This is a genomic window from Amycolatopsis sp. NPDC024027 (assembly GCF_040638975.1).
In the GTDB taxonomy this organism is placed as follows: Bacteria; Actinomycetota; Actinomycetes; order Mycobacteriales; family Pseudonocardiaceae; genus Amycolatopsis.
Genome location: NZ_JBEZYY010000020.1, coordinates 185,754 through 200,666, shown reverse-complemented (window position 1 = coordinate 200,666; position 14,913 = coordinate 185,754). Strand labels below are relative to the sequence as shown.

At 72.5% G+C, this 14,913-nt stretch carries 13 protein-coding genes; 2 read left to right on the top strand and 11 right to left on the bottom strand.

What is annotated here, in order from left to right:
* Positions 1-2: 2 nt before the first annotated feature.
* The gene (locus AB0F52_RS38285) at positions 3-653 is read left to right on the top strand and encodes a response regulator transcription factor (protein WP_360181636.1); all 651 of its coding nucleotides are present in this window, start codon (positions 3-5) and stop codon (positions 651-653) included.
* Positions 654-758: 105 nt separating this feature from the next.
* Entirely contained in the window at positions 759-1,385 is a 627-nt protein-coding gene (locus AB0F52_RS38280; protein WP_360181633.1) for a response regulator transcription factor, read from the top strand.
* Between the two features lie 6 nt (positions 1,386-1,391).
* Here the strand turns inward: AB0F52_RS38280 and AB0F52_RS38275 are convergent, their stop codons facing one another.
* The 11 genes from AB0F52_RS38275 to AB0F52_RS38225 form a co-directional block, all read right to left on the bottom strand.
* Positions 1,392-2,720, bottom strand: a complete 1,329-nt coding sequence (locus tag AB0F52_RS38275; protein ID WP_360181630.1) for a hypothetical protein — start codon at positions 2,718-2,720, stop codon at positions 1,392-1,394.
* A 164-nt stretch (positions 2,721-2,884) separates the two neighbouring features.
* Positions 2,885-6,919: a VWA domain-containing protein gene (locus AB0F52_RS38270; protein ID WP_360181627.1), complete on the bottom strand. Its 4,035-nt coding sequence runs from the start codon at positions 6,917-6,919 to the stop codon at positions 2,885-2,887.
* A gap of 29 nt (positions 6,920-6,948) precedes the next feature.
* Positions 6,949-7,944: a zinc ribbon domain-containing protein gene (locus tag AB0F52_RS38265; protein ID WP_360181624.1), complete on the bottom strand. Its 996-nt coding sequence runs from the start codon at positions 7,942-7,944 to the stop codon at positions 6,949-6,951.
* A gap of 3 nt (positions 7,945-7,947) precedes the next feature.
* Positions 7,948-8,487 (bottom strand): phage tail protein, encoded by a 540-nt coding sequence (locus tag AB0F52_RS38260; RefSeq protein WP_013226663.1) that lies wholly within the window; start codon positions 8,485-8,487, stop codon positions 7,948-7,950.
* Positions 8,484-10,445: a putative baseplate assembly protein gene (locus tag AB0F52_RS38255; RefSeq protein ID WP_360181621.1), complete on the bottom strand. Its 1,962-nt coding sequence runs from the start codon at positions 10,443-10,445 to the stop codon at positions 8,484-8,486. The genes AB0F52_RS38260 and AB0F52_RS38255 overlap by 4 nt, the downstream gene beginning before the upstream one ends.
* On the bottom strand, positions 10,445-10,864 hold the full coding sequence (locus AB0F52_RS38250) for a GPW/gp25 family protein (RefSeq protein ID WP_360181618.1): 420 nt from the start codon (positions 10,862-10,864) through the stop codon (positions 10,445-10,447). Before AB0F52_RS38250 ends, AB0F52_RS38255 begins: the two co-directional genes overlap by 1 nt.
* 7 nt (positions 10,865-10,871) lie before the next feature.
* Positions 10,872-11,153 carry a PAAR domain-containing protein gene (locus tag AB0F52_RS38245; RefSeq protein WP_360181615.1) on the bottom strand — a complete coding sequence of 94 codons (282 nt, stop codon included), beginning with the start codon at positions 11,151-11,153 and terminating at the stop codon, positions 10,872-10,874.
* A 12-nt stretch (positions 11,154-11,165) separates the two neighbouring features.
* A complete protein-coding gene (locus AB0F52_RS38240; protein WP_360181612.1) occupies positions 11,166-12,989 on the bottom strand; it encodes a VgrG-related protein in 1,824 nt (607 codons plus the stop codon).
* Positions 12,982-13,743 (bottom strand): LysM peptidoglycan-binding domain-containing protein, encoded by a 762-nt coding sequence (locus AB0F52_RS38235; RefSeq protein ID WP_360181609.1) that lies wholly within the window; start codon positions 13,741-13,743, stop codon positions 12,982-12,984. Before AB0F52_RS38235 ends, AB0F52_RS38240 begins: the two co-directional genes overlap by 8 nt.
* Before the next feature lie 4 nt (positions 13,744-13,747).
* On the bottom strand, positions 13,748-14,194 hold the full coding sequence (locus AB0F52_RS38230; protein WP_013226669.1) for a phage tail protein: 447 nt from the start codon (positions 14,192-14,194) through the stop codon (positions 13,748-13,750).
* Positions 14,195-14,207: 13 nt separating this feature from the next.
* Positions 14,208-14,567, bottom strand: coding sequence for a hypothetical protein (locus tag AB0F52_RS38225; protein WP_360181606.1), 360 nt, complete (start codon positions 14,565-14,567; stop codon positions 14,208-14,210).
* Positions 14,568-14,913 lie beyond the last annotated feature (346 nt).

The window sequence follows — 14,913 nt, the reverse complement described above, 5'->3', positions numbered from 1 at the left end:
CGGTGTTCGGGTCCCTGCGCGTCCTCGTGGTGGACGACCACCCCGTTTTCCGCGCGGCGCTCTGCGCGATGCTCGACGCCACCGACGGCATGGAGGTCGCCGGCGAGGCGGCCGACGGCCTGACCGCCGTCGCCGACGCGGGCCGGCTCGAACCCGACGTCGTCCTGATGGACCTGAACCTCCCGGACCTGGACGGGATCGAGGCGACCCGGCGGATCGTGAGCGCGAGTCCGCACACCGGCGTGCTCATGCTGACCATGTTCGAGAACGAGGCCGCGGTGTTCGCCGCGATGCGCGCGGGCGCCCGCGGCTACCTGCTCAAGGGCGCGCGCAACGAGCAGATCATCCGCGCGGTGCGGGTGATCGGCGACGGCGAAGCCATCTTCAGCCCGGCGATCGCGACCCGGGTGCTGTCGCTGCTGGGGACGGCGACCCCGCGCGACGAGTCGTTCCCGCGGCTCACCCTGCGCGAGCAGGAGATCCTGCGGCTCGTCGCGCGGGGCATGGGCAATGCGTCGATCGCCGAAGAGCTGGTGCTGAGCCAGAAGACCGTGCGCAACCACGTGTCCCACATCTTCCGCAAGCTCCGGGTCACCGACCGGACCCAGGCCATCGCCAAGGCCAAAGAGGCCGGCATTGCCCGATCGGAGTAAGGAAAGCGGGACAGATCGGGACTCCATGTCCCTGTTCGGCAGGCGTCCGCACCACGATCCTTGGGAGTGGAACGATCCGACGTCGTTCGAGGGAGGGCCTCACCGATGATCACCGACCAGGTTCCGGTGCTGTTGCACGCCACCGACACCATCACCCACGCGGGCGTCACGGCCGCGCTGCGGTCACGTCCCGAAATCCGCTTCGCCGACGAGGACGCCGGCGAGCCCGCCGTGGTGCTGGTCATCGTGGAGCGGCTGAACGAGGAAGCCCGGCAGCTGCTGCGCAGCCTGCAGTGCGCCGGTCACGTGGGTGTCGTCCTGGTCGCCGGGGAGGTGGAGGACTCGGAGCTGCTGGACGTGGTGGGCAACGGCGTTTCGGCGATCATCCGCCGGGCCGACGCCACCCCGGACACGCTGGTGCGGCTGGTCAAAGCCGCGGCCGTCGGCGAAGGCGCGCTGCCGCCCGACCTGCTGGGCCGCCTGCTGTCGCGGGTCTCCCGGCTGCAGCGGGACGTGCTGCGCCCGAACGGCTGGGACCTCGCCGGGATGTCCCAGCGGGAAACCCGGGTGCTGCGGCTGGTCGCCGACGGGTTCGAGACCAAGGAGATCGCCGATCAGCTGAGCTATTCGGAGCGGACGGTGAAGTCGATCCTGCACGACATCACCAACCGCTTCCAGCTCCGCAACCGCGCCCACGCGGTGGCGTTCGCCATGCGTGAAGGGCTGATCTAGCACGGCTCACTCGACGCGGCCGGAGAAGGAGACCGACGGCGTGCAGTGGCCCCGGTCCCCCGGGTTCTGGCAGCTGACCGCGAGCACGATCTTGTCCCCCGGCTGGAACCGCCAGGCCTGCAGCCAGTGGTGGTCGAGGTCGCGGAAGTTCGAGAGCCCGACCTCCAGCAGCACGGTCTTGGTGCCGCCGGAATCCCGCAGCAGCCGCAGGGTTCCGGTGTCACCGCGCGGGTTCTGCAGGATCAGGTCGGTGATCACCAGCGTCTTGCTCGCGTCCGGCAGGGTGTAGGGGAACTCGGCGAACCGGTTGACGTTCGAGTCGATCTTCGCGTCCGCGGCCACCCGGAAGTCCGTCGGTGTCCCGTCGGCCGCGGCGTTCGAAACGCGGGTCGGGGGCGGCGTCCCGGGACCGGAACCCGGCGGTGCGGGGTTGTCGCCCGGCGGGGTGAGGCCGACGGCTTTCATCGCCTGTTCGGAGTTCTGCTTGGCCTGGTCGGCGTTCTTCTTCGCCTGGTCGGCCCCGGCACCGGCGTCCTGCGCCGCCTTCACGATCTCGTGGTTCTGCTCTTCGGCGGCCTCGCGGGCGGCCGACTTCACCGCGGGCCGCAGCACGGTGAACCACAGCGTCACGAGGGCGAGCAGGAGGACGAGCAGCGCGGCGAGCGCGGGCAGCAGCCACTTCGGCAGCAGCTGCCGCTGCACCATGGTGCCTTCGGTCTTGAGCGGCTCGGCCCCGTCGGCGACGACGAACACCTGGAAGCGGTGCCGGACGGATTGCCCGCGCAGGAACCGCTTCCGCGGCTTGGTGCGCATCCGGATGAACGCGGCGGTACCCGGCGCCAGCTCGGCCCGGTCGCGCTCGAGCCGGAAGTCGAGCTCGTCCTCCGGGTCCAGCGGGCTCAGCTCGACCACCACCGGCCGGTTGCCCCGGTTGTCGACGGCGACCTCGAAGTCGGCCTTGGAGCTGCCTTCCACCTTGGCCGGCACGATCTCGGCGGTCACCTCGGTGAAGGCGCCGAGTTCGACGGTGCCCTCCTCGACGACCGAGCCGGCGGGGTCCTCGCTCGAGAACACCCGGACGCCGAAGGGGATCGTCCCGGCGGGGACGTCGGATGATCGCGGCGGCGCGAACCGCACGGTGACCGTCCCGGTCTCCCCCGGCATGAGGTTGACCGTGGCCGGTTCCGCGGTGGCCCAGCCACTCGCGTTGCCGACCACGTCGACCGCGAACTGGTCGACGACCTGCCCGGCGTTCCGGATGGTCACCGTGCAGCTGGTCTCCTGGCCGGGTTCCGCGACCAGGCCGGCCTCGGACAGCGTCGCCGTTGCTCCCATGCGCCGAAGTCTCCCTTTCGTGGTGCGGATCCGGCACCGGCGGACGGGTGTGCGGCCGTGCGCCGGTGGTTGCCCCTACGGGCAGCGGTCCCGAGCGCGGTGAATGACTCATTCCTGGCTTCGGACGCCAGGAATGAGTCATTCACTGCGAGCGCGACGGTGGCTCAGCCGCGGCTGATGAACGGGGGTTGCTCGGTGCGCAGCACCACCAGGATCGGGTTCGACTGTGCCGTCCCGAACTTGGGCCCGCTCACCGAGGTGACCGACACCGTCCGCGGCCCGATCAGGTCGTGGTGGAAGATCAGGAACTGCGCCTCGAACTTCCCGTCGACGCCGACGGTCGCCAGGCCCGGTGTCTCGGAGATCCCGGCCGACCAGGCCAGCCGGACGGTCGCACCCGGCGGGAAGTCCGTGCCCGTCACGCGCGGAACGGAGCCGACGGGGCCGACGCCCGGGTCCACGGTCACCACCGGCCGGCGGATCACCACCCGGGCACTGGCCGTGTTGTCGGCGGGGTTGCTGTCCGGCCCGCTGGTGCTGGCCGTGCCGGCCACCGGCGCGTCCGCCGCGGCCGCGGCCGCCAGCGCGATCCGGATCTCGACGGTCTGGCCGGGCGCGAGCGTCCCGAGCGCACAGCTGCCGCCGCCCGGCGCGCACCCCGGCGGCACCGAGGTCGCCGGCAGCTGCGGCGGCAGCTGGGTGACCAGGCGGACGTCCGGCATCGGCGCCCCGGATCCGTTGTGCACCAGGAAGGTCAGCACGACGTCGTCGCCGCCGACGAACAGCGGGACCGCCGACACCGCCAGGCCCACCGACAGCGATCCCGGCGTGACCGGGGGCACCGGCTTCTCGCCGACGGTGACCACGGCCGTGGCGGAGTCGTCCCGTTTGTCGGCGTCCGGGCCCGCCGTGGTGATCGTGCCGATCGCGGCCTGCGGCCCGGGTTCGGCGCCGGTGGCGCTGAACCGCACCCGCGCCTGCGCACCCGGCGCGAGCGTGCCGAAGGCGCAGACGAGGTCCGGCGTGCAGGTGCCCGCGCCGGTGATCGGCGCCTGCGGCCGCAGCCCCGCGGTCAGCCGGACGAACAGCCCGGTCCCGGGCGCCGCGGCGGCGCCGTGGTTGGTGACCACGAACTCGAACGTCGTGAGCCCGGAGAACGGGATGGCGGCCGGGACGGCGGTGGCGGTCACCCCGACGTCGGCGATCCGCTGGAACGCCGGTTGCCCGGCGCCGCCCGGTCCGTCGATCAGCGGCTTGGCCGCGCCCCCGGCCGACGGCACGATCCTGATGCTCGGCAGGGATTCGCCGGGCGTGCTGTCGAAGGCGACCAGCGTGCCGTCCGGCGACCAGGCCGGATCGTCCACGGATCCGCCTTCGTCGCCGGAGGTCACCAGCACCCGGGCGCGGCCACCGCCGGCGGGTGCCACGCAGAGCTGCCGGAGGTCGTTCTGGAAGACGAGCGCGGCACCGTCCGGCGAGACGTCCGCCGAACCCTGCGCGCCGGCGCCGCAGGGTGTCCCGAACGAGGGCGACAAGTTCCGCTGGGTGCCGAAGGCGACGCTGTCCGGCCCGGCGGCGAGCGCGACCTGCCACAGCTCCTGGCGGAACTCCCCGCCGGGGTCGACCGACACCACGGCGGTCTCGGTGGCCGTGCCGCCCCGCCCGGTCGCCGTGCAGGTCACGGTCGTCGCGCCGACCGGGAAGAGGCTGCCGGACGACGGCGTGCAGAACGGCGTGAGCGGGGTTTCGCGGTCGGCGTCGATCGCGGTCACGGGATATTCGACGACCGTGGGCGCGGTACCGGTGACCGTCTTGTCGTGCAGGGTGATCAGCGGCAGTCGCGGGTCCTTGACCCGGACGGTGACGTCCTCGGTGTAGCCGGGCCGCACGGTGGGCTCGCCGGCCAGCCGGAACTCGACCCGGCAGTGCAGGACGGCCCCGAGGGGCGCGGTGGCCGCGACGGCCGCGAATTCGGTGAAGTTCGCGGTCGTCCCGCCCGGCACCTGCTGCGTCCCCTCGGGGGTGAACGTCAGGGTCAGCCCCGGGTCGCAGAACGGCACCGGCTGCACCTTCACCTTCAGGTCACCGATCTTCTCGGTGATCACGGCGCTGATGTTGGCCGGGTCCGTGCTGGCCAGCACACCGTCGGTCGCGTCCGTCACCTGGGTCGCCTGGTGGGCCGGGTCGCCGTCCAGGCCACCGCCGCCGCCCGCGGCCGACACCGCGACCACCTGGATGCCCTGTGCCTTCAGGTGCTCGATCGCCTGGGTGAGCGTCACGCCCTGGTCGGGGTGCTGGGGAACGCCACTCGGGTCGTGGCTGGGCGCGTCGCCGACCAGCACGACGATCCGGCTGCTGTCCGGCCGGAAGGTGACCGCGCCGGTGGCGACGCGGTCCAGGGCGTAGATCCAGTCCTCCGGGGTGTCGATCCCGCCGCCGATGGTGATCTTCGCGAAGGCTTTCGTGATCTCGGCCTGGTCCTTCGTCAGGTCCCGCTGCACCTGGAACAGGCGGCCGTTCGGGTTGTTTTCGTCGATGCCGTCGTCGCGATCGCCGAACGCCACGGCGGCGTACTGGGCTTCCGGCTGCGCCGTGGTGATGGTCTTCATGACCTCGGTCAGGTTGGCCTGCATGGCGGCCAGCGCGGTGCCCATCGAGCTGGTCTGGTCCATCAGCAGCACGATGTCCGGCTTGGCCGGCACCTTGTCGGTCGGCACGGTCTTGGGGATCGCCGCCGAAGAGCCCTGCCCGACCGGGATGTCGACCACCGTCGGCTGCACCCGGCCCGGCGGAGGCGGCGCGATCCGCGAGGCCGCCCGCGTCAGCGTGACCTTCGTGCCGTCGGCCGACCACACCGGCTGCGAGTCGTCGCCGGACAGGTACGGCGGGATCGGGATTTCGCCCAGGATGCGGCCGTCGGCGACGCGGACGATCCGCACGGTGTCGAAGCGGCTCTCGCCGCGGACGGCCGTGTTGGTGAAGGCGATCGCCGTCGCGTCCGGCGACCAGGCCGGGTGCTGCTCGCGCTTGGTCCCGTCCCTCGGGCCGGTCAGGGGCCGGGGTGCGCCGCCGTCGGCGTTCGCCACGATGATCTCGGTCCTCGAGGAAGCCTCGCCGGGGCCGGCCTGGGTGTAGGCCAGCTGGGAGCCGTCGGCGGAAAAGGCCGGGTCGAACTCGCCGGCGCCCGGGCGGTTCGTCAGGTCCCGGCGGTCGCCGCCGGTCGCGTCCGCGCTCCAGATGTCCGTGGTTCCGCTCGCGCGCAGCTCGGTGAACACCGCCCGGCCGTCCGCGCGGAACGCCGGCTCGGTCTCGCCGATGGCCGACAGGGCCGAGATGACCGACACCGTGCCGCCCTCGACCTGCTTGACGTCGCCGAGCGGATCCTGCGCGCGGGTCGTGAAGGCCAGGCGAGCGCCGTCGGGCGACCACGCCGGCTCGGCCGAATCCCCGGGGTCGGGGACCGCCCGGGTGACCGCGCCGCCCGTGTCGGCCATCAGCACCACGTCGCCGGCCGGGTGGAAGCGGGTCGTGGTGAACGCGATCCGCGCCGGACCCCACGCCGGCTGGGTGTCGGCGGCCGGGTCGGCGGTCAGGCGCGCCGGCGTCCCGCCGTCGGCTCCGACGGTGTAGATGTCCCCGGCCGGGTCGTCACGGGTGCTGCTGAAGGCCAGGCGGGTGCCGTCGGGCGACCAGCTCGGCGAGTCGTCGGCGGCCGGGCCGGACGTCACCTGGCGGAGGCCGCGGCCGTCCACGCCGATCACGAAGAGCTGCCGGCCGCCGGCACGTTCGGAGGCGAACGCGACCGTGCGGCCGTCCGGCGAAAGCGCCGGGTGGAGGTCGACGGCGTCGTCGTTCGTCAGCTGCAACGCCGCCGGGGCGCCGTCGCGGAGGTACCACAGCTCGCCGTCCCGCTCGGCACCACCGGCGGCCGCGGCGCGGTGGCTCACCCACACGATGCCTCCGGTGCCCGCGGACGCGTCGGAGTCGACGCTGCCGACGGTGCGGGGCAGCGCCGGCACCGCGCCTTCGCCGGTCGCCTGGTACAGGCCGGTGGTGGCCTCGCTGACGTACCCGACGCGGTACGGCGAGGCCACCGGTGCCGGTGCCTGTGCCTCGGTCGGCGCGAGCGCTCCGCTGATCGCCCAGCCGCCGAGCACCGCGACGACCGCGATGCCCGCCACCGCTCGGTTCGCGCGCATGGTCGGTCCTCCCCAAAACCTTCGGTGGATCAGCCGGCTTCGAACAGCTCGATCTCGGAGATCGCGACGTCCGTGCCGTTGAGCGAGCGGTACAGCCCGGTCACGTGCAGCTCGACGCTCGTGGCGCCGGCGCTGTTCTCGATCGGGACTTCCTGGGAGTCCGGCGTGTCGGCCAGCACCATGTCGTAGGTCTTGCCGGTGGAGAACACCAGGTGCAGCTTCTGCGGCCGGTGCGCGGCCGGGAAGTTCGCCGCGTCACCGGAGTACACGATCGCCTTCCGCAGGTCCGCCGGGTGGTCGAAGGTGAACACCAGCACCTGTTCCCGGTCGCCGGGGGCCGCCCAGAACGTGTTCTTGGCGTTGTCGGTGACCAGTGGCGCCGCGTGCCCGTCGGCCTGCGCGGTCGCGCTCACCTTGATCGGGTGGATCGGGTTCAGCTTCGCCTCGAAAATGCCGGTCACCTGGCTCCACAGCCCCACCGCCGCGGTGTTGATCGCCCCGCGGAACGGCTGGTACAGCGCGTAGATCAGCGCCGAGAAGATCAGCGCCACCGCGACGGTCCGGCGGAGCACCTTGCCCACGGTCCGGCGCGCGGCCCCGGTCCGGCCGGCCCGGCGGCGGACGCCGTCCTTGCCGGGCCGCGCCCCCGCCTTCAGCTCCTTCGGCTTGCGGCCGAACAACCGCCGCCACCACGACGTCTTGACGACCTCGGACTCGGCCAGCGACGCGCCGCAGCGGCTGCAGAAGTTCCGGGCCGGCGCGTTGCCCTTGCCGCACCGGCCGCAGATCAGGTCGCCCGGGGTGAGGACCTGCTCCTCCACGGCCGGCTGCACCGGCTGCCGGACCGGGGCGATCGGCTCGGCGGGCTGGACGACCTGCTGCTGTTGCTGGTGCTGTTGCTGCACCACCGGCTGCGACCGCACCGCGACCGGGCCGTCGTCGTCCCACTTCAGGTAGCGGCCGCATTCGCCGCAGAACTCGACGTCGGCGGGCCCCTGGTGCCCGCACTCCGCGTAGATGACCATCCGCTAGCCCTCCAGCACTTCCACCGTGACCCGCACGTGGGCGGGCACCGCATCCACGACCGTCGCCGTCAGCCGGCGCACGTCGACCCGGGCCGGGTCGGGCACCCGCACGCGCACCTGCACCCACGGCGGTCCCGGGTCCGGCAGCGGCGCGCCCGGTTGCGGGTCGGCGACGACCCCGCCGCTGTCGGTCACCTCGACCGCGCCGCCGGTCAGCAGCCGCACGTGTTCGGTGAGGCCGCGGCGCGTGCCGCGCCACCGGTGCAGCTCGACCGAGCGGGTGACCAGCTGCCGCAGCTGGTCCGGGTGCCAGCTCTCGTCGACGCCCAGCGCGACCCAGTGGGCCAGCCAGCCGACGAAGTCGGCGGGCGCCACGCCCGGGTCGAGGTAGCCCGAAAAATTGTCCAAAGTGGAGATGACCGGGGCGAGGACTTCGTCGAGCGCGCCGGTGAAGCCCTGCACGAACCGGTCCTCGGCGTACACCGAGGGCAGCTGCTCGCCGATCGGGTGCGGGCTCGGCAGCCCCGGGATCCCCGTCCTCATGCGCCCGCCTCCCGGACCCGGACCTGGTGCCCGAACGAGAACGCCAGCGCGTTGGGCGGCAGGTCGAGCCGGTCGACCTGTTCGCCGCGTTCGCGGGTGATCGGGTTCGCGGCGAACAGGCGCACGTCCTCCACCAGCTCGACGCCGGGAAGCCGCTGCAGCACCGCGAACACCTCCCCCGACTGCACCGGGCGCCCGAACGGCCAGCCGTCGCCGTCCGGGCCGCCGCTGATCGGGTTGAAGTAGTCGTAGAGAGCTTGGCTCGCCCGGGCGCCCAGCGTGCCCGCCGTCGTCCGGCGCCGGGCCCGCAGCCGCGCGACCACCGTGACGCCCTGGTAGAACGGCGGCTCCACGGACACGAGCGCACCCACGCAGCGGCGTTCGCCGAGGTGACGCTCGATGCGGGCGCGCATGCCGGCTTCGAGCATCAAGGTGGCGAAGGCGAGTTCGCCGGTGTCGGGCACCGCCGGCACGACGAGGACCCGGATCGCGCCGGTCTCGCGGCCGTCGGCGCCGTGTGCCGGGATGCACCGCACCCGGGCCGCTTCCGGCGCCGCTTCGCGCGCGAGCTGTTCGTAGTCCTCGGCGGTGACCGCGCGGTCGCGGGTGCGCAGCAGCAGCGGACCGCGGACCGCCGCGTCCCGCACCGACTCGCCGTCCACCCCGCCGATCGCCGGCCGCCGGTTCACCACGCTGCTGACGAACGGGATCGGGTCCCGCTGCACCTCGAGGACCTCGCGGGCGACGTTGCCGCGCCGCCCGCCCCCGGACCGGTACTCGGGCACCCGGATCGCGGCGGACTTGGGCGGGAACGCCCCGTAGTAGCGGAGCCCGCCCTCGGGCTGGCGCACCGCGGGGCCGAACGCGACCTCGCCGCCCACGCGGTCGAGCATGACGTGGCGGTCGTCCGGGCCGGAGTCGGCGAAGGAGCGGACCTCCGTCCACTGCTGCCAGCCGTCCGGGCCCGAGACCTCGACGACCAGTTCGCCCTCGCCGACGACCACCGGGGGACGTCCGAGCGGGAACCGCTGGCCGGGGGTGCCGTCGGAGGTCCCGACGACCTCGTTGCGGACGATCTCGGCGTGCACGGCGGCGACCGTGCCGCCGATGGTCGAGGCCTCGACCGCGTGCAGCCGCGGCGAACGCTGGTAGAACGGCTGGTTCCGGCTGGCCTCGACCAGGCGGCAGCGCAGCCAGCCGGCCCGCTGCCGGGCGAGCACCGACATCGCGTGCCCGGGCGGGACGTGCACCACGATGTCCCCGGACCGGTTGAACGCACCGGTGCTGTCCCGGTCGACCTCGCACGCCGCCCAGCCGGTGCCGTCCCACGCCTCCCACAGCCACGGCGGGTCGCGCGGGTCGACGCCCTGCCCTTCGACCTCGCAGTCCAGCCGCAGCAGCACCGCGCAGCCGGGCACGGCGTCCGACAGTCCGAACAGGACCGCGTTGCCGGGGGCCGGGGTCTCGGCGAAGACCGCCGGGCCGCCGCCGACCAGCAGTTCGTCGGTGCGGTCGACCGGTGGCGAGCCGGTGTCGGCCGTGCTGGTCGCCAGGTGCGCGAGCGAGCACGGCACGATGTCCAGCGTGCGTTCCACGGTGAAGACCACCGGGTCCTCGACCTCGTTGCGCACGCTCGCGACCTGCTTGCCGGCCGCGACGACCACCGGGACGTCGCGGGCGGCCGAGAGCCAGAACGTCACGTCCGTCCGCGCCGCGGCGGGCGGGAACAGCCGGACCCCGATCAGGTCGAGGAAGCGCAGGTAGTGCAGGTCGGGCACCCGGTTGAGCCGGTAGAGCAGCTGGTCGACCATCTGCGCGAACGTCTCGATCAGCGTGACGCCGGGGTCGGAGACGTTGTGATCGGTCCACTCCGGACAGTTGCGCTGGACCAGGTACTTGGCTTCGTCGACCAGGTCCTGGAACCGGCGGTCGTCCAGGTTGGGCATCGGGAGGGTCATCACGCACCGTCCTCTGTGGACTCGTGCGGCGGGATGACGTAGAAGGGGAAGACGAGGTTGCGCGGGTCGTTGGTGCCGCGCAGGCGGTAGCGGATGTCGATCAGCAGGGTGCCCCGGTCGGCCTCGTCGAAGCTGACGACGACGTCGTCGAGGGTGATCCGCGGCTCCCAGCGCTCCAGCGAGGTGCGCACCTCGTAGGCGATCTGCCCGGCGGTCGCCGCGTCGGCGGGCGCGAACACGAGGTCGTGCACCGCGCAGCCGAACTCGGGGCGCATCGGGCGTTCGCCCGGTGAGGTCGCCAGGATCAGCCGGATGCTCTCGACGACCTCGCGCTCGCCGCCGACGAGCGCGATCGAGCCGGTCGCGTCCGTGTGCAGCGGGAACGCCAGTCCCCGGCCGAGGAAGTCTTTCCCGCTCACCGTCACCTCAGCCTCCGATCAGGACGGTCGGGCAGCCCATGACGATCGGCGCGCCGCAGGTGGCCAGGTCGCCCATCCGGGCGGCCGGCATGCCGCCGATCAGCACCGTCGGGCAGCCCGGCGGCGCGATCGGCGTCGGCGGGTGCACCGCGGGCGGCGGGAACGAGCACGTGTGCAGCGTCCCGACGTTCGCGGCGGGCATCCCGCCGATCAGCACGGTCGGCACGCCGGGCCCGGCGATGACGCCCGGGTGCCCGGTCGGGTCGCCGACCCTCGCGGCTGGTGGCATGTCGCTCCCCCGTCAGTTGATCTTGACCACGCTGCCGCGCACGGTGACGACACCGCTGGCGGTCAGCTCCGTCTGGCCCTGGCCGGCGACCGAAACCGTGGCGCCCTCGACCTTCACACCCGCCGTGCCGTTCAGCTTGAGCTGGCTGGTCGCCTCGATGCTGGCGTCGGTCTGGGACTTCACGGACACCTTCTGGCCCTTGAGCTCCAGCGGCCCGGCGCCGGCGTCGATGCTCACGCCGTTCTGCGCCTTGACCGTGACGCTCTTGCCGCTGGTCACCTCGATGACCTGGTTCTTCTGGTCGATCTTGACCACGAACTTCGCGTCCGCCGACGACAGGATGATCCCGTCGTCCTCGGCGAACTCGAGCTTGTGGCCCTTCCGCGAGACGAACCCGCGCAGCGCGACCTCCCCGCTGTTGCCGTCCACGGCGGGCTTGGTGAACTTCGACGGCGCCGTGTCCTTGCTGTTGTAGAGGCCGCCGAGCACGTACGGCGCTTCGAAGTCGCCGTGTTCGAAGCCCACCAGGACCTCGTCACCGACTTCGGGCAGCACCAGCGCGCCGCGGTCCTTGCCCGCACCCGCCTGGACCGTGCGTGCCCAGGTGCTGGTGAACTCCTTGTCCAGCCACGGGAACGTGAGCTTGACGCGGCCGAGCTTCGCCGGGTCCTTGAGGTCGGTCACCTGCGCGGGGACGACACCCGGCCACGACGAGTGCTTCGCCCCGCCGGCGACCAAGCCGTACAGCGAGCGTTCCTGGCGTCCCGACACGGCGAACTCGGTGGTGTAGCCGACCTCCTCGTTGAACAGGTGGCGAGTGCTGGTCAGCGTGTACTTGCCCGAGAAGGGCTGGCCGACGCCGGTGAGCGTGACGGCGGCGCCCGCGCGCAGCTTCGGGTTGCCCTTCGCGACGCCGTCGAGTTCGGTGCACGCGCCGCCGAACCGGTCGGCCAGCGCCTTGGCGGTCGCGTCCGCCTCGCCCTGGGTACGCCGGGGTGTGGCGGCGTCGAGGAAGGGCGGGCTCGCGAACTTCCCGGCCAGCGCGACCGGATCCACCCCCGGCACGTCCGTGCCCGCGTTCTTCGGGGTCGCGGTGGCGGTGATCGGCTGCTTGTTCTCGTAGTCCCAGCCGTTGACCCGCACCTCGGGGACCTGCTCGGCCGCGGTGACGCTGGCGCGCAGGCTGAGCAGCGTGCCGTGGGCTTCGAGGACCAGCGGGTCGGCGGTCGCCTTGGTGCTCGTGGAGGGCGCGCCGGACGGCTTCTCCGGCAGCTCGAAGTTCAGCTTGCCGTCCCGGACCGCGATCTGCGCGCCGACCGCGTCGGCCAGCCGGGACAGGAACTCCCAGTCGCTGACGTTGTCCTGGCTCAGCTGGGTGTTCGGCCGGCCGCCGAAGCCCTTGACGTCGTCGATCTTCCCGGTGGGCAGGTTCGCGCGCCGGGCGACTTTGCGCACCACGTCCGCGATCGTCATGTTCGGGTACGCCGCGACCCGGCGGCCGCGGAACAGCCGGTGCGCGTGGTCGTACCCGCGGACCTCGGTGAACGTGCCGTGCGGGTCCAGGTCGACGGCGACCGCGGTGACCTCGCCCGAGAGCAGGTCCTGCGGGGCTTCGGGGTCGGACGTCTGGACCTTGAGCTTGATCTTCGCCCCGACCTTGAACTTGCCCTTCTCCAGCACGACGGCCCCGGGGTCGCGGAAGCGCAGCACGAAGGTGTCCGGCAGGTTCCGGCTGTCGTCGACGTAGGCGTAACCGAGCATCACCCGGACGTCGTCGGGCAGCGCGGTGCCTTCGACCTCGACCACGAGGGTGTTCGTGAAGGTCTCGTTAGCCATCGAGCTCCTCCAGCGCGGGCACCAGGAGCCGGGTGCCGGGCCGCAGCCGCATCGGGTCGTCGATGTCGTTGGCGTCGGCGATCGCGCGCCACTTCCCGGCGTCGCCGTAGGCGCGGAACGCCACCGAGGGCAGCGAGTCCCCGGCGACGAGCACGTGCGTGTCCCGGGCGGCCAGCGCGCCGGACGTCGGGTTCTGCCCGCCCAGCTCGCCGGAGATCTCCTCGAGGTTGACCGTGCAGACCGCGCGCACCGGCGTCCCCGACGGGGTGAACAGCGTGTACTTCGCGGTGACGGAGGAGACGTAGGCGGGGAAGCCGGTCATGCCACCCCACTTGAAGATCACCCACGGCGGTGAGGGCTTCTTGTGCTGACGGCTGTCCTCGGTGGCCACGCAGCAGGTGAACAGCTGCTCGACCTTCTTGACGACGGCGTCGTTCATCTTGTCGGTGGCGTCGATGAACATCTCCAGCGCGAGCTTCGCCGGATCGGACCCCTTGAACTGCGGCGGCGCGCTCTTCTTGGCGTTGGGCTGGGCGTCCCGGCCCCATTTGGCGTTCTTGCTGACCGAGAACTCCTTGGGGTTGAACTGGAACTCGATGTCGAACATCCAGTCGCCGGGCGGCTGCCCGGTCCCGCCGGACTGCGGCGGCTTGTGGACTTTCAGCACCGCGCGCTGGAGGTTGCTGGGCGCGCCCGAACTGTAGGCCGCCGTGGACTGGGAGCCGGCCGAGGTGAAGGTGACGGGCGAGGGCATCGTGTCAGCCCTTCTTCGCCGGGCTGAGGAAGCCGTGGTGGGCCAGTTCGAGGGTTTCGGTGGCGACCTTGGGCGAGTCGGGCGAGAGCTGCGGCCCGCTCCAGCGCACCGGGACGACGCCTTCGAGGGCCCAGCTGGCGATCACCTTGCCTTCGAGGGTGCGCGCCTCGATGGTGGCGGTCTTGCGTTCGATCCCGCCGGCCAGGCTGGCGAACCACTTGGTGATCTGTGAGCTGGCCTCGGTGACCGGGCGCGAGAGCTTGATGTTCGAGTACTTGATCCGGGTCGGCAGCTGCCAGACCATGCCGTTGTTGCCGCCCTCTTCCCGCTGTTCCATGACGAATTCGCAGCCGAGCCCGTCGCAGCTGGAGAACGCGCCGAGGTTGCCGAGGTTCTTGTCGTCCAGCTTGACGACGTAGCACACGGCAACGGCCTCTTCGGTGTCCGGCATCGGCGCTCCTCCTTCAGTGCGGGCGATCGGTGAGCGCGCCCCGGCGCTCCCGGTCGAGACGGAGTTCGGTCTTGAGACGGCGCAGCAGCGGATCGAACAGCTTCTTGACGAGCTCTTCGGTTTCCGGCGGCTGCTGGTGCGGAACCGCGGCCGGCGTGGACGCGGGTGCCGGCGCGGGCGCGGCGGCCGGTTCCGGATCACGCTGGACGACCGGCGTGGGAGGCGGCGGGTCCGGTGTGGACGGTCGGACCGGGTCGGCGATCCTCGCGACGGGCAGTGCTTCGGTCGCGCGGAAGGCGAGTTCGGCGTGGGGTGCCGGGGCGTCGACGACGCGCGAGACCGGGGCGGCCGGATTGCCGAGGGCCCGAGTCACGGGAAGTGCCGGGATTTCGGTCGCTCGTGCCACCGGGAGCGGCGGCATCGCGGACGCCACGCCATCAACGGCTGATGCGACGGAGAGCTGCGCGCTGGTTCCCGCCATCGGAGCGGGCGTCCCTTCCGGGGTTCGCGCGACCGGGAGGTCCGCGGTTCCGATGGTGCGTGCCGTCGGGAGTGGTGTGGGGGCGAAGTCTTCGAGGGATCGTGCCACCGGAAGCGAGGACACCGCGGTTCCCGTCGTCGAGGCTGCCGGGCCTTCGACGGACCGAGCCACGGGGAGCAGCGGCACGGCGGTTCCGGCCATCGGGCTCGCCGGGCCTTCGAGGGACCGTGCCACCGGG

Coding starts and splice junctions, on each gene's coding strand:
- AB0F52_RS38255 (WP_360181621.1), bottom strand. CDS start 10,445: ATGACCCTCCCGATGCCCAACCTGGACGACCGCCGGTTCCAGGACCTG.
- AB0F52_RS38265 (WP_360181624.1), bottom strand. CDS start 7,944: ATGGTCATCTACGCGGAGTGCGGGCACCAGGGGCCCGCCGACGTCGAG.
- AB0F52_RS38280 (WP_360181633.1), top strand. CDS start 759: ATGATCACCGACCAGGTTCCGGTGCTGTTGCACGCCACCGACACCATC.
- AB0F52_RS38235 (WP_360181609.1), bottom strand. CDS start 13,743: ATGCCCTCGCCCGTCACCTTCACCTCGGCCGGCTCCCAGTCCACGGCG.
- AB0F52_RS38270 (WP_360181627.1), bottom strand. CDS start 6,919: ATGCGCGCGAACCGAGCGGTGGCGGGCATCGCGGTCGTCGCGGTGCTC.
- AB0F52_RS38245 (WP_360181615.1), bottom strand. CDS start 11,153: ATGCCACCAGCCGCGAGGGTCGGCGACCCGACCGGGCACCCGGGCGTC.
- AB0F52_RS38275 (WP_360181630.1), bottom strand. CDS start 2,720: ATGGGAGCAACGGCGACGCTGTCCGAGGCCGGCCTGGTCGCGGAACCC.
- AB0F52_RS38230 (WP_013226669.1), bottom strand. CDS start 14,194: ATGCCGGACACCGAAGAGGCCGTTGCCGTGTGCTACGTCGTCAAGCTG.
- AB0F52_RS38260 (WP_013226663.1), bottom strand. CDS start 8,487: ATGAGGACGGGGATCCCGGGGCTGCCGAGCCCGCACCCGATCGGCGAG.
- AB0F52_RS38240 (WP_360181612.1), bottom strand. CDS start 12,989: ATGGCTAACGAGACCTTCACGAACACCCTCGTGGTCGAGGTCGAAGGC.